13 protein-coding genes are annotated in these 14,519 nt (G+C 60.7%); 3 read left to right on the top strand and 10 right to left on the bottom strand.

Going from position 1 to position 14,519, the window contains the following annotated elements; all coding sequences use genetic code 11:
* Window positions 1-27: 27 nt before the first annotated feature.
* Window positions 28-864, bottom strand: a complete 837-nt coding sequence (locus NE357_RS12225) for an AraC family transcriptional regulator (RefSeq protein ID WP_169430066.1) — start codon at window positions 862-864, stop codon at window positions 28-30.
* Window positions 865-1,030: 166 nt separating this feature from the next.
* On the opposite strand from NE357_RS12225, the gene NE357_RS12220 reads away from it, so the two are divergent.
* Window positions 1,031-1,225 carry a PLDc N-terminal domain-containing protein gene (locus NE357_RS12220; RefSeq protein WP_007955366.1) on the top strand — a complete coding sequence of 65 codons (195 nt, stop codon included), beginning with the start codon at window positions 1,031-1,033 and terminating at the stop codon, window positions 1,223-1,225.
* A 210-nt stretch (window positions 1,226-1,435) separates the two neighbouring features.
* Window positions 1,436-2,500 (top strand): alpha/beta fold hydrolase, encoded by a 1,065-nt coding sequence (locus tag NE357_RS12215; protein WP_169430065.1) that lies wholly within the window; start codon window positions 1,436-1,438, stop codon window positions 2,498-2,500.
* Between the two features lie 21 nt (window positions 2,501-2,521).
* Here NE357_RS12215 and NE357_RS12210 read toward each other — a convergent pair whose 3' ends face one another.
* From NE357_RS12210 to NE357_RS12170, 9 genes are all read right to left on the bottom strand, one after another.
* Complete coding sequence (locus NE357_RS12210) at window positions 2,522-3,547, bottom strand: GlxA family transcriptional regulator (RefSeq protein ID WP_169432623.1); 1,026 nt, start codon at window positions 3,545-3,547, stop codon at window positions 2,522-2,524.
* Window positions 3,548-3,675: 128 nt separating this feature from the next.
* Entirely contained in the window at window positions 3,676-5,166 is a 1,491-nt protein-coding gene (locus NE357_RS12205) for an aldehyde dehydrogenase (protein ID WP_169430064.1), read from the bottom strand.
* Between the two features lies 1 nt (window position 5,167).
* Window positions 5,168-6,070, bottom strand: a complete 903-nt coding sequence (locus NE357_RS12200) for a dihydrodipicolinate synthase family protein (protein ID WP_169430063.1) — start codon at window positions 6,068-6,070, stop codon at window positions 5,168-5,170.
* A 66-nt stretch (window positions 6,071-6,136) separates the two neighbouring features.
* Window positions 6,137-7,465, bottom strand: coding sequence for an MFS transporter (locus NE357_RS12195; protein ID WP_169430062.1), 1,329 nt, complete (start codon window positions 7,463-7,465; stop codon window positions 6,137-6,139).
* A 63-nt stretch (window positions 7,466-7,528) separates the two neighbouring features.
* Entirely contained in the window at window positions 7,529-8,845 is a 1,317-nt protein-coding gene (locus NE357_RS12190) for an NAD(P)/FAD-dependent oxidoreductase (RefSeq protein ID WP_007955396.1), read from the bottom strand.
* Between the two features lie 117 nt (window positions 8,846-8,962).
* The gene (locus NE357_RS12185) at window positions 8,963-10,021 is read right to left on the bottom strand and encodes a GlxA family transcriptional regulator (RefSeq protein ID WP_169430061.1); all 1,059 of its coding nucleotides are present in this window, start codon (window positions 10,019-10,021) and stop codon (window positions 8,963-8,965) included.
* Window positions 10,022-10,063: 42 nt separating this feature from the next.
* Window positions 10,064-11,086: a glycine betaine/L-proline ABC transporter substrate-binding protein ProX gene (gene proX / locus NE357_RS12180; protein WP_169430060.1), complete on the bottom strand. Its 1,023-nt coding sequence runs from the start codon at window positions 11,084-11,086 to the stop codon at window positions 10,064-10,066.
* Window positions 11,087-11,128: 42 nt separating this feature from the next.
* Window positions 11,129-12,082 (bottom strand): glycine betaine/L-proline ABC transporter permease ProW, encoded by a 954-nt coding sequence (gene proW, locus NE357_RS12175; protein WP_169430059.1) that lies wholly within the window; start codon window positions 12,080-12,082, stop codon window positions 11,129-11,131.
* 51 nt (window positions 12,083-12,133) lie between these two features.
* Window positions 12,134-13,168, bottom strand: coding sequence for a quaternary amine ABC transporter ATP-binding protein (locus NE357_RS12170; RefSeq protein ID WP_169430058.1), 1,035 nt, complete (start codon window positions 13,166-13,168; stop codon window positions 12,134-12,136).
* A gap of 366 nt (window positions 13,169-13,534) precedes the next feature.
* Between NE357_RS12170 and NE357_RS12165 the strand changes: the two genes are divergently transcribed.
* Window positions 13,535-14,494 (top strand): LysR family transcriptional regulator, encoded by a 960-nt coding sequence (locus NE357_RS12165; RefSeq protein WP_007955405.1) that lies wholly within the window; start codon window positions 13,535-13,537, stop codon window positions 14,492-14,494.
* Window positions 14,495-14,519: the final 25 nt, after the last annotated feature.

The raw sequence follows: 14,519 nt of genomic DNA, 5'->3' as shown, positions 1-14,519 counted from the left end.
GAGTCCATGGTCGCGGTTGCATGGGGTTCAGTCTGGAAGGTTTGAGCAGCGTTTGCGGTAGTCGGCTGGCGTGAGGTGATAGGCCCGACGAAACCAGCGACCCAAGTGACTTTGATCGGCAAAGCCCAGCGCACTGGCGACGTCGGCAGGCGTTTCGCCTCGCGCCAGCAATTGCCGGGCCCGAGCCAGCCGCAACTGGATCAAGTAACCATGGGGCGCCAGCCCGAAGGCCGACTTGAAGGCCCGGGTCAGCCGAAAACGATCCACCCCACAGGCCCGGGCCAGATCATCCAGTCCGATGTCTTCGAAGGCGTGGGCATGCAAATAGTCCCGCGCCACCTGCGCCACGCGGGGCAAGCGTGGATCGAACGCCTGACGCTTGCGCCAGTCGAGGTGGGACGTCAATGCACCCAGCAAGTGGTCGACAGCGCTCTGCCGGACGATGCGCAGGTCGCCGTGATGCAAGGCCTGAAAGGCCTGATTGATGGAAGTGGCCAGACGCGAATCCTGGCTCAGGGTATCGGTGAACCCGAGCTGGCTGTTGTCGGGTGCGTGCTCGAACAGCACGCGCAATTCGCGCTCCAGCCAATGCGGATCGAGGTAGAGCATGGAATAGGTGAAGCCCTCCTCCGTCGGCGCGTGCCCGTCGTGGATCTCCCCCGGCTCCAGCATGAAAATCTTGCCCGGCGTACTCAGATGGCGCACGCGCCGGCAATGAAACTGCTGCACGCCCTGCTCGGTGACACCCACCAGAAAGCTGTCATGCCAGTGCGGATCGTAGGCATGGCCCTGGAAATGGGCACGAATCGACTCGATCCCGGTGTCGGCATCCTGGGACAGGTCGATCCAGTTGCGTTTGTCCACGCAAGGCTCCGAAGGCAGTGTTGGTCGTTGAGGACGTCTACGTTACCGCGACTTTGCCGATCGGTTTAGAACATTTGTGCACGTGGGCCACGCAGGTCATCAAGCAAATTTAATGAACCCTGAGTGGCATGCCGCGCCTAACCCAATGACCATCAGGAGGTAGCCCATGCAACTTGAAACCACGTGGATCGTACTGGCCGTCGTTCTTTTGCTCATCGAATTGTGGGCGATCAACCGGGTGCGCAAGAGTGAGGGGAAAGCCAGCAACAAAGGCGTCTGGATCGTATTGATCGTGTTTGTGCCGCTGTTCGGGCTGATCGCCTGGGCACTGGCCGGACCCAAGCACGTCACTCAGGCCTGAAACCCAAGGCAAGCAAAAGCCCCGAACATTCGGGGCTTTTTGTTGGCCGCAGGTTTGTATCGCAGTGTGTACGAACACCTCCCGGATACATCCCTGCGCATCAGCCAACGAAAACGGAAACAGCGCAGATACGTGGCCAGCCTTTAATAGACTGCAGATTCGAAGGGTTCAGCCAGAACCCGGCCCTCGCCGATCATAAGGAGACTTGCCATGAAGCACGCACCACACGCCACTGTCACCACCGGGAAAAACCGTCGCCGCCTGCTGGGCCTGTCGATTCTAGCCACCGCGCTGCTGCAATTCGGCGCCTTCGCCCAGGCACAAACCGCAGCCCCCGCGCCGGTCAAGACCGCAGCCGCCAGCGTCAAGGCCGATCTGCCCTTCGGCCCGCTGAAACACGTGAAGGCTGGCCTGCTGGACGTGGCCTACGCCGAAACCGGCCCGGCCAATGGCCCGGTGGTAATTCTGCTGCACGGCTGGCCGTATGACATTCACAGCTACGACGACGTCGCGCCGCTGCTGGCGGCCAAGGGTTATCGGGTGTTGATGCCATACGCTCGGGGTTATGGCGACACGCATTTCCTGTCCGACAAGACCGTGCGTAATGGTCAGCCGGCGGCGCTGGCCAGTGACGTGATCGATTTCATGGATGCGCTGAAGATCAAACAAGCCGTGCTCGGCGGCTACGACTGGGGCGCGCGTTCGGCGGACATCGTTTCGGCGCTGTGGCCGGAGCGGGTCAAGGCGCTGGTGTCGGTCAGCGGTTACCTGATCGGCAATCAGGCCGCCGGCAAGAATCCGCTGCCGCCCAAGGCCGAGCTGCAATGGTGGTATCAGTTCTACTTCGCCACCGACCGCGGTGAGGCCGGTTACGCCAAGAACACCCATGATTTCGCCAAGCTGATCTGGCAACTGGCGTCACCGAAATGGGCCTTCGACGATGCCACCTTCGACCGCAGCGCCAAGGCGTTGCAGAACCCGGATCACGTCGCGATCACCGTATTCAACTACCGCTGGCGCCTGGGCCTGGTGCAGGGTGAAAGCCAGTACGATGCGCTGGAACAGAAACTCGCCACCGCACCGTCGATCAGCGTGCCGACCATTACCATGGAAGGCGATGCCAACGGCGCACCGCACCCGGCACCCGAGGACTACGCCAAACGTTTTACCGGCAAATACCAGTTCCGCCTGATCAACGGCGGCATCGGCCACAACCTGCCGCAGGAAGACCCGAAAGCCTTCGCTCAGGCGATCATCGACGCCGATCACCTCTGAAGCAGCACGCCGAACGGCTCGTCATTTGACGAGCCGTTTTTCTTTGGACGGCCGATAACCGAAATAGGCGCTGTAGCACTTGCTGAAATGACTCGGCGACACGAATCCGCACGCCACCAGCACGTCCACCTGGGACAGCTCGGTGTGTTGCAGCAGACGCCGGGCCTCGGTGATGCGCAGCTCCATGTAATAACGCTGCGGCGTGGTGCCCAGTTGTTCCTTGAACAGCCGTTCCAGCTGACGCCGGGAACGCCCGGCATAGACCGCCAGTTGCTCCAGCTCCAAGGGCTCTTCAAGGTTGGCATCCATCAGCTTCACCACTTCACGCAGCGGCGCGCTGACGCAGAGGTTCTCGGTCGGTTTGATCCGTCGGTAACGCGATTCCTCGAACGCCAGAATGTCTTCGATGCCTTCGACCAGCGCCTTGTCGTGCAGGCCCTTGATCCAGTCCAGGGCCATGTGGAAAGCGCCGGACGGACTGGATGCGGTCAACCGGTCGCGGTCGATCACGTAAGGTTCGCTGCTGACCTGGGTCGCCTTGGAAATCTCCGCCAGCGCCGGCCGATGCTCCGGGTGAATCGCACAGCGGTAGCCTTCCAGCACCCCTGCCCGACCCAGGAACCACGCGCCGTTCCACAACCCGGCCAGTATCACACCAGCCTCTGCGGCCATTTTCAGCAGATTGATAAACTCGTCGCTCGCCTTCAGTTCCGTGCGGTAACCGCCGCAGATCACCAGCAGATCCAGCTCCTGCAACACGCTGGTTTCCAGACGCGAGTCCGGGCGGATCACCAGCCCCAGATCGCTGATCACTTCGCCGTCGCTGAGGCCGAAAGTTCGCGTGGAAAACAGTCCGGGGCGCAGCAGATTGGCGGTGACAAGGGTGTCCAGCGCCTGGGTGAAGGCCGGCAGGGAAAAATGCTCCAGCAGCACGAACCCGGTGCGGGTCATGCGTCCCGGCCCGCTGGCGGGCTCGTTCAGGTAGCGAAGGTTCTTGCCCTTCATGCCACCGCTGAATTGGCGTCGTTCGATCAAGGTGTGGTCCATCGGTTTCATTGTTGTAGCGCCATGCTAACCGCCGGGGCGGCAAAATACTCGGGAATGAACGCAATTCGCCCCAACCGGTACGCGCGTACCGATCGGGGCGAAAAAGGCCTGCGAAAAACCGCGATGAATCAGGACGCGTCGATCCAGATGGTTTTCAGCTCGGTGTACTGGTCATGGGCCCAGATCGACTTGTCACGCCCACCGAAACCCGATTCCTTGTAGCCGCCGAAAGGCGTTGAAGCATCGCCCTCGCCGAAGCAGTTCACGGTGACGATACCGGCGCGGATCCCACGCGAGAGTTTCAGCGCATGGCGCAGGCTGCCGGTGTACGCCGACGCGGCCAGACCGTAAGCCGTGTCGTTGGCCAGGCTGATCGCTTCGTCGACGGAGGTGAACGTGGTCACGCTCAGCACCGGGCGGAAGATTTCTTCCTGGAACAGACGGCTGTCACGGCTGACGCCATCGACGATGGTCGGCTCGACGAAGATGTTGTCGGCCGTGTTGCCCCCCGCCAGCACCGAAAGATTCTCATCCCGGGCATGGTCGAGGTACGAACGGACCTTCTCGAAATGCGCCTTGCTGATCATCGAGCCCAGACGGTTTTCCGGGTCCAGCGGATCGCCCATTTTCCAGTCGGCCAGGTGCACCTGCACGCGCTGGAGCAATTCGTCCTTGATGTCCGAATGCACGATCAGCCGCGACGAGGCCGAACAGTTTTCGCCCATGTTCCAGAACGCGCCGTTGACCACGTGCTGGGCGACCAGATCGACGTCTTCGACATCGTTCATCACCACCGCCGGGTTCTTGCCGCCGCACTCCAGCACGATGCGTTTCAGGTTGGATTCGCTGGAATACTTGAGGAACAACCGCCCGGTATCAGTCGAACCGGTGAAGCTGACCATCGCAACGTCCGGGTGTCGGCCCAGCGGTTCGCCCGCCTCCTTGCCGCCGCCGGGCACCACGTTGAACACACCGGCCGGAATCCCCGCCTGGTGCGCCAGCTCGGCTACGCGCAGGGTGCTCAGGGTGGTTTCCTTCGCCGGTTTGACCACAATCGAGCAACCAGCGGCCAGCGACGGGCCGATCTTCCACGCGAGCATCAGCAGCGGGAAATTCCATGGCAACACCAGACCGACCACGCCGATCGGCTCACGCACCACCATGGTCACCGCGCCGTTACCGGTCGGTGCGGTCGAGTCGTAGATCTTGTCGATCAGCTCGGCGTGCCAGCGCAGGGTATGAATCGTTTCGGGCACGTCGATGTTCTGGCATTCGCGGATCGGTTTGCCGCTGTCTAGGCTTTCCAGCACCGCCAGTTCATGGGAGCGGTCTTCCAGCAACTGGGCGAATCGCAGCAACACCGACTTGCGTGCCGACGGCGCCAGCCCTTGCCAGCGTCCGTCCTCGAACGCCTCCTTGGCTGCGGCGACAGCGGCGTCCACGTCCTGGGCACCGCACGCAGTAATCTCGGTCAACACCGCTTCAGTGGCCGGGTTGGTCGTGGTGAACGTCTTGCCGGACAGCGCGCTGCGAAACTCGCCGTTGATGAACGCCTGATTGCGAAACTCGAGCCTCGCCGCCAGTTCGCGGTATTGCGCTTGACTCAGAAGATCGGCCATTTCAAACCTCCGCGACGATGCGCGCCACATTCTGCTTGAGGGTCTTGATCACGCTTTCCAGCACTTCCTTCTCGGACGCTTCGAGCGGCTGCATCGGCTTGCGCACACCGCCGGCCCGCAGGCCGACCAGTTCGCTGCCGTGCTTGATCGACTGAACGAACTTGCCGCTTTCCAGCACGTCCATCAGCGGCAACAGCGCCGACATGATCCGCCGGCCCTTGTCGAAGTTCTTCTCCAGAACGCAGGCTTCGTACAGCGCAATGTGCTCGGCCGGAATGAAGTTCGAACCGGCGCAGACCCAGCTGCGCGCGCCCCACGCGAAGAACTCCAGGGCCATGTCGTCCCAGCCGCAGGACAGCTGGATCGAAGGGTGCGAATGTGCCAGACGATGCAATTGAGCGGTGTCGCCGGAGCTTTCCTTGATCGCGACGATATTCTTGCAACCGGCAATCGCCTCGAAGAATTCCGGGCCCATCGCTACGCCCATCCGCGCCGGGTAGTTGTAGAGCATGATCGGCAGGCCGGCGGCCTTGTCCACGGCCAGCACGTGTTCGGCGATTTCCTTTTGCGTCGGCAAGGCATAGGGCGGCGAGCCCACCAGAATCGCGTCGGCCTCGATCGACTTGGCGTGCTCGGCGAAGGCCACCGCATCTTCGGTGCGGATCCCGCCCGTGCCGATCACCAGCGGGATGCGGCCGTTGATCACTTCCTTGGCGCGCTCGGCCACTTTCAGCCGCTCGGCGGTGGTGTGGGCGTAGTACTCGCCGGTCGAACCACCGATGACGATGCCGTGAACCCGCGACTCGATCAGATATTCGACCACTTCGGCAAACGCCGAATAGTCGATCTGGCCATCGGCGGACAAAGGCGTAATGGCAGGGGTAAAGATGCCGTCAAAGTTCATAGGTTTTTCTCCAGTGATTGCAGTGTTCAATTCGTTGGCCCGACGCCGTTAAGGCTCGGGCAAGGTTCAGTTCAGCGAGGCAGCCTGTTGCAGGTTGAGCGATCGGGTTTCCGGCGCGAGCACCCACGACAGCACCAGGCCGACCAGGGTGACGGCCGCTGCGATGTACATAGTCTGGGCGATGCCCAGCGTGCTCAGGGAAACCGGCACCAGATAAGTCCCCGCTGCGGCGCCGATGCGCGACAGAGAGGTGCCGACACCGACCGCGAAGGCGCGGATTTCCGTGGGGAACAGTTCATTGGGGTACACCAGCGTCAGCACCTGGGCGCCACCGATGAACAAGGCGTAAACGGCAAAGAAGGCGAGCACCAGCGCATTGGGCCCGGCATGACCGACGGCCAGCCCGAGCAGCGCAAGGCCCGAGCAGAGAAAGCTGTAGATCAACAGATTGCGTCGGCCGACACGGTTGATGATCCGGGTCGAAATCACGCAGCCGATGACAAAGAACAAGGTAATCGCCACCGATCCCAGGGATGACCAGTCGCCCTGCAGATTGAGTGCGGCCAGCACCTTCGGCGCAAAGGCATACACGGCGAACAGCGGCACCACCGAACAGGTCCAGAACACCACGACAAACAGCATGCGTTTGCCGTAGCCGGAGTGCAGCAGGTTGAAGATCGTCAGCTTCTCGCCCACCCGGTGCTCGGGGAGATTGGCCAGGGAGAAGTCGTTGCCGTAGACCTGTTTGATGATCGCTTCGGCTTCAGCGGCGCGGCCCTTGCTCAGCAGCCAGCGCGGCGATTCGGGTGTGCCGATGCGCACCAGAAACAGCATGGCGCCGATGATCGCCGCGCTGGCCAGCACCAGCCGCCAGGCATCGGAGCCCCACAGCTTGAACATCAGCTCGCCCACGACATACGCCGTTGCAGCCCCGGCGAACCACATGATTGTCAGCGTCGCCAGACGCGGGCCGCGATATTTGCGCGGCATGAACTCGACCAGCAGCGAAGTCGCCACCGGGTACTCGATGCCCACCGCCACTCCCAGCAGCAGCCGCAGAAAAAACAGCGCCACCGCCGAATCGACCCACAGCTGCGCCAGCGAGGCCACGATGAACAGGGTCGGCCCGACAAACAGCAGACGTTTGCGCCCCAGCACATCGGTCAGCCAGCCGCCGAGAAAACCGCCGAAGAAAATGCCGATCAGCGCCGAGGCGGCGATCATGCCTTCCCAGAAATCGTCCAGTGCCAGAGACCTGGACATGTGCACCAGCGCCACACCGATGATGCTCAGAACATACCCGTCGACAAAGGAGCCACCGGCCGAACGGATCGTCAGCAGACGATGAAAACCATTGAGCGGTACGTCCTCGATTGATACAGCAACGTTGTTCATTTCTTGTCCTTGTATTCAGTGCATCGCTACTTCAGTTCATCGCGCAGTTCGGGCGATGAGCGTTCAACTTTCGCGGCCGGCGCGGTATTGCCCCCACTTCAGGTTCATGTTCACGCCCAACGAGAGAAACGGTTCGGGCGGGTTGCCCGTCGGCCCCGGGGCCTGCAACAGAAAATCGATCAAGCCGTCGCGCTCCCCGGCCAGCCAGTCGGCCAGCAACTTGCCGGTGACCGTGCCACGGGTGACGCCCAGGCCATTGCAGCCCAGCGCGCCGTAAACGTTCGGCGCCAGTTCGCCGAAGAAGCCGTTGTGGTTCCTCGACATGGCCAGCGCCCCGCCCCAGGTGTATTCGAACTTCACCCCCGGCAGCATCGGGAAGCGCTGATCGAATGACGCGCGGTGCCGGCGCACGAAGCGCTCGTTGTATTTGCTGTTGCTGCGGCCATCGGGGTTGAAGCTGAAGCTGTTGCGGATCAGCAAACGGTTGTCGGGCGTGCGCCGCACCGTAGTGCCGAACGGGTCGGCCGGAATCGCGCCCCAGAACGGTTTGCCACCGAGACGCGCCTGCTCTTCATCGGTCAGCGGGCGGGTGATGCTGGCGTAGGTGTAGATCGGCAACATGCGGCCCTGCAGAAAACCGAAGCGCATGCCGAACGAGTTGTTGGCCAGGATCAGTTTGTCGGCGGTGATGCTGCCGTGAGCGTGCTTGAGCAAAGTCTTGGCGCCGTATTCCACTTCCAGAATCGGCGTGCGCTCGTAGAGGGTGACGTTGGCCGGCAAACTGTCCGCCAGGCCCTTCACCAGCGCCGACGGCTGAACCAGCACCGCGCCGGGGGTGAACAACGCCTTGCGGTAGAAACGGGTGCCCAGATGCTCGGGCAATTCTTCGGCCTCGATCATCTGATACGGCTGACCGAGCTTGTCGAGACCCCGGCGATAAGCTTCCAGCACCGCGATGCCGCGTTCTTCCACGGCGGCCTGATACTTGCCGCAGGCTTTCATCTGGCAATCGATACCGAACTGATCGACCAGATTGCGCAGGATCGACTGGCCCTCCAGGTTCAGCTTCAGACTGATCCGGGCCAGATCGATATCACCGATATAGTCCTCGGCCCCGATGTCATGGGGCAGATCGATCGCAAAACCGGCATTGCGACCGGACGGCCCCAACCCTACTTCCTGCGCTTCGATCAGCACCACTTCATCGTCCGGGAAGTTCAGCGCGAGCTGGCGTGCCGCCGCCAGCCCGGTGAAGCCGGCACCCACGACGACCCAACGCGCCGAACGGTGGCCGCGATGGCCAGGCTCGGGACTGCGCGGCCGGCTCAGGTGGAACCAGCCACAGCTGTCATCATCGGCGGGCAGCGAACTGACTTTCATAGTGTTGAACCGTTTATTGTTGAAATGACAAATCGAACCCGACACGAAGCAAACGCGCGGAATCGCGTTGAATGAAAACAGCCATCAAAGTTGCGTTACTTGAATCTACTCAATCGCTCAGAAGTTGGCGGCGAGCGCATATCGCCCGGCACCGTAATCGTTCGCGTAGTAGTAATCCCGGAAGGTCATGGGCGGCAGTCCGAACAGATCCTTGAAGCGTTTATAGAAGTGCGGATAGCTGACAAACCCGGTTGCCAACGCCACATCCGTCAATGAACGATCACTTTGCACAATCAACTGCCGGGCCCGGGTCAGCCGCAACTCCAGGTAATAGCGGTTGGGAGCGGCATTCAGATACCTCGCGAATCGTCTTTCCAGTTGGCGGCGGGAAACACCGACGTGACTGGCGATCTCGTCAATTTCCAGCGGCTCCTCGATGTGTTGTTCCATCAGCGAAAGCGCCATGTTCAACGGCTTGGGAATGGCTGCCGGCCGGACATCTTCGGTGCGCAGCGTTTCCCGGCTTTTCGGCTGGTGCACTCGTCTGATCTCACCCACCAATGACGCATCGCTGCGCGAACCCAGTTCCTGCATCAGCGCCAGTGTCATGTCCAGCGCCGAGCAGGCATTGGCGCACGTCCCGCGACGCTGGCCAAAGGCGAAGTCCCGAGTGCACGCCTTCAATTGCGGGAAATACTCGCCGATCAGTGCGCGACTATCGCCATGGCAGGCGAACTCCTGCCCCTCCAGCAATCCCGCATCCGCCAGGTAGAACGCAGCGTTCCAGCAACCCGCCACGACGCCTTTGGCGCAAGCCACTTTTTTCAGAACCCGACGCAACATCGGGCTGGACGACAGCCGGACCCGCTGACCACCCACAACGATCACCGCATCCTGATTGAAGCCTTCCGCCGCCAGCCGTTGCGAGGAAATCGGCACGCCGACATCACTGTCGACCAGACCGCCTTGCAACGAATAAGTCGAAATCCTGTAAACCGTATCGCCGTTGATCAGGTTGCCGGTGGCCAGCGCGTCCATGGCTGTCGAAAGGGTCGTCAGCGAGAAGTGATCGAGCAGGATGAACGCCACCCGCACGACGCGTTCATGCTCGACCAGATCCGTGGTCTGGCGAAACCCGATGTTCTGCAGTTTCAATGTGCTTTGGAAAGTGTCCATGCTGCGCCACCCGATACCGTCATTTGACAAGGAACAACCCGCTTACTTGGCCGCCGCCCGCGCATCATTCAGCCAACCGTCATAACTTTGCTGGTGGGCCTTGATCCACTCGGCGGCGTGGCGCTTGATGTCGGCCAGGGACTTCTCGCCCTGCTGCATCTTCAGGTTCTGCGCGCTTTCGTCGGCGGTGCTGATGCTGACTTCGGAGAGGAACTTGCGGGCCACCGGGTTCTTCTCGGCGAACTCCTTGTTCATGACAACGTTGACCGTATCCACCGGGAAGCCGAGGTTCTTGCCTTCATAGAAGGTGTCCTTGCTTTCCTTGCCGTCAGGCAGATCGGTGTATGGCACCGGCAGCCAGACCACGTCGCGCCCTTCGACCAGCACGCTGGAAATCCACTGTGGCACCCAGGTGAAGAACAGCACGGGTTTGCCTTGCTGGTAGCGGGCGATGGTGTCGGCCATCAGCGCGAAGTACGAGCCGCGGTTGTCGACGACGGTCGGCTCCAGGCCGTAAGCCTTCATGTGGTGCTCGACCATGACTTCGCAGCCCCAGCCCGGGTTGCAACCGGTCAGGTCGGCCTTGCCGTCACCGTTGCTGTCGAACAGCTTGGCGATCTCCGGTTTCTTCAAATCCGACAGATCCTTGATGTGATAGGCGTCTGCGGTTTTCTTGTCGATCAGGTAACCCTGTAGCACGCCTTTCATGATCTGCCCGACCTTGACCATCACGTCATCGCCGCCGGCCTTTTCATAAAAGGCTTCGTGCAGGTGCTCCCACTCATGCACGGTGAAATCCGCGTCGCCGTAGGACAGCGCCAGGAACATCGCCGGGTAATCGGTCTCTTTGGGCTGCTTGACGTCGTAGCCCAACTCCTTGAGCCCGGCCACGACCACTTCACCGCGAAAACGCTCTTCGGCGATGGTCGGGAAAATCGGAGTGATCGACACACCGGCGCCAGGTTTGCTGGCGTCCGCCGCGAACGCTGCTGAACACAGGATCGTGCCCATGACTGAAGCAACCACACCCGCCACAACGCTTTTCTTGAGATTTGCCAGTTTCATGTTTCACCACGCTTTGGAGTTTTAATCGGTGAGCAGAAAGGTTCAGTTAATAACCGCACGAGCAACGTTCTTCTTTTTCTTCAACTTCATGACCAGGCCGACCGGCCCGCTCTCATACCAGCGCTGCCCGGTGGCCAGATCGGCGCTGCGTTCACCCATGGCCTGGGTCAGGCGATCGAGGAACACCGCCAGCAACACCAGCCCTGCTCCGCCGACACTGGCCAGGCCCATATCGAGGCGACCGATGCCGCTGAGCACCATCAGCCCCAGCCCGCCGACCGAAATCATCGAGGCGACCACCACCATCGACAGCGACAGCATCAAGGTCTGGTTCAAGCCGGCCATCATGGTTGGCGCGGCCAGCGGCAATTGAACCTTCATCAGCATCTGCATCGGTGTGCAGCCAAAGGCCCGCGCCGCCTCGACCTTGTCCGCCGGCACCTGACGAATGCCGAGGTTGGTCAGCCGCACCAGCGGCGCGACGGAGAAGATGATCGTGACAATCACACCCGGCACGTTGCCGATGCCGAACAGCATCACCACCGGCACCAGGTAGACGAACGCCGGCAGGGTCTGCATGGCATCGAGCACCGGGCGGATGACCATTTCGGTGCGGTCGCTGCGGGCACAGAGAATGCCCAGCGGAATCCCGATCACCGCGCAGAACAACAGCGAGGTCAGCACCAGTGCCAGGGTGACCATGGCGTCGTTCCACACGCCGATCAGCCCGAGCCCGGTCAGGGTTGCCACGCTGAAGATCGCGATGCGTTTGCCGCCGATCTGCCAGCTGATCAGCCCGGCGATGATGATGAACACCGTCGGCGGCAGCGAAAGCAGCCCCCACTGGACGCCGTCGAGCACCTGATCGACCGGCCAGCGAATCGAGCGGAAGACATCCCGAAAGTTATGCACCAGGTATTTAAGGGCGGTTTCAACCCACGACCCCAGCGGAATATTCAAACTCTGGAAGGGATCCAGAAAGTTAAAGTCGGACATGACGCTACCTCGCACTTGCGTACTGCGTGATCATTCTTGTTTAACAGAAGCTCAGCTATTACCCAGGCAACTTAAAAGATGCCCCTGCGAGATCGAACCTTTATAAAGTCCAACTTCATCGACTACCGGCATTGGCGTAGATGAAGCCGCAACAAGGTGAAATATCTCGCGCAAGGAAGCGTCGGCCTTTATCGGAGTTTGGCGACCCGGTTCATAAACAATGCCCGAATCGGTTTGTGCGATATCGCCGGCGCGCAATATCCGGCTGGTGTCGAAACCGTTGAAGAAGTCCCGTACATACTTGTTCACCGGATTGCACAGCAGCTCACGGGGGGTGCCGATCTGCACCACGCGCCCGCCCTCCATGATCGCGATGCGGTGACCGATGCGAACGGCTTCTTCAATGTCGTGGGAGATGAAAATGATGGTGCGATCCTGCTCGGCCTGAAGCTTGATCAGCTCGCCCTGCATCTCGCTGCGGATCATCGGATCAAGCGCGGAGAACGCTTCGTCCATCAGCAGGATGGCCGGGTCATTAGCCAAGGCGCGGGCCAGGCCGACTCGCTGTTGCATGCCGCCGGAGAGCTGGTGAGGAAAGCACATTTCCTGCCCGGAAAGCCCGACTTGCTCAAGGGCGCCCATGGCCCGGCAGTAGCGTTCCTTTTCGCTGACACCGCTGATTTCCAGGCCGAAGCTGACGTTGTCGATGACGCTCATGTGCGGCATCAGGGCAAACGACTGGAAGACCATGCCCATGTCTTTGCGGCGCACCTGCAACAAGTCCTTGTCGCCCAGGCCGGTGATTTCCCGGCCATTCAGAAAGATGCTGCCGGAGGTCGGCTCGATCAGGCGATTGAACAGTCGGACCATGGTCGATTTGCCCGAACCGGACAAACCCATGATGACAAAGATCTCGCCGCGTTTGACCGAGAAGTTGGCATCGAATACACCGATGGCCTGCCCGGTCTTTTTGAAAACTTCCGCTTTCGATGCGCCTTCTTCGATCAACTTCATGGCCAGTGCTGGCTGAGTACCGAAGACTTTATAAACATTCTTTACGCAAATTATTTCGTCGGAGCGAGTCATACCTTGCCTCCATCGCGTAGTGCATATTCGGGTTCAAACAATATGCAATCGAGCGAAACTGGTTTTGAGCGGCAGCGGTAATAGTTATATGTCGTCACGACGGGTTTCCTTTTATTATTTTTGGGACCCCAGGAACGAGGGACGTTTCAAATTTATTAGCATCCCCCTGCTTAATCCAACGACATTTACAGGGACATGTTGATAACGTCGGGTTATGGATCTTGCGAGCGTCGATGTGACGGGCCAGACATCGCTCATCCGCGACCGGGACTATCCTTGCAGCGACGCTGGCGTATCCCTACCCGCAGGCTTCCGCTACCCTCGTCGCGCTTCGCCCGCAAGCCGCAATATCAGGAGGCTGTACGAATGACCAAGCATGTCGATCCCGACACCATCTTGCTGAAGATGCCGTCCTTAAGGGCTGTGAAGGCATTTGTCGCGGCCGCGAAGTACCAGAGTTTCACCCGTGCCGCCGAAGCATTGTGTGTTTCCCAGGCCGCGATCAGCCGGCAGATCCGCGAGCTGGAAAGCTATCTGGGGGCGCAGTTGTTCACCCGCGTCGGGCGGGCCGTCGAACTCACGTCGGCGGGCGCGCTGTTCTTCGATGCCGCGCAGCTGTCGTTCGTCAACATCGCCCAGGCCGCCGAGCGCATTCGCAGCAGCCAGTCCGGCAAGAAAGTGCTGACCATCTGCTGTTCCCCGGCGTTCTCTGCATTGTGGCTGTCGAATCATCTGCCCGAGTTTTTCGCCCAGAGCGAAGGCATCGAGCTGAACCTGATCACCACCCAGAACTTCCTGACCATGGAGCCCGGTGTCCAGCCCGACGTGTTCATCACCAAGATTTCGCGTGTCCGCGAAGGCTACCGCAGCTACCCGCTGTGCCATGACCTGATCTACCCGGTGTGCACGCCGCAGTATCTGGAGAAGCATCCGGAAATCTCGACCATCGAGGGTGTGCGCGATTCGGCCCTGCTCAATCTCAGCCCCTATGGGCGCTCGCAAGTGGCCGAGCATGTCGACTGGGGCGTGTGGCTGGCATTTCAGGCCATCGATATCGATGATCGTCCGGCAACCAGTCCGCAGATTTTCAATGCCAATGACTACAACCTGCTGATCAGCATGGTGCTCACCCATCAAGGCATCGCGCTGGGCTGGAATCATCTGGTGGCACCGCTGGTGCAACAGGGATTGCTGGTGCGCCCGATTGAACAGGAAGTCCAGCTGCGCAACAGTTGGCACTACCTGGCCTGCCGGGAAAATGCGGACAACGAAGACGCATTGCGCCGGTTTCGCGAATGGATCCTGTCGAAGTTTCCCCGCCGCTAGCCATCGATTTGGTTATCAATTGCCC

The organism is Pseudomonas sp. G7(2022) (genome assembly GCF_052660475.1).
Note: the sequence above shows the minus strand (reverse complement) of the source record. Positions and strands in the feature narration are given on the sequence as shown.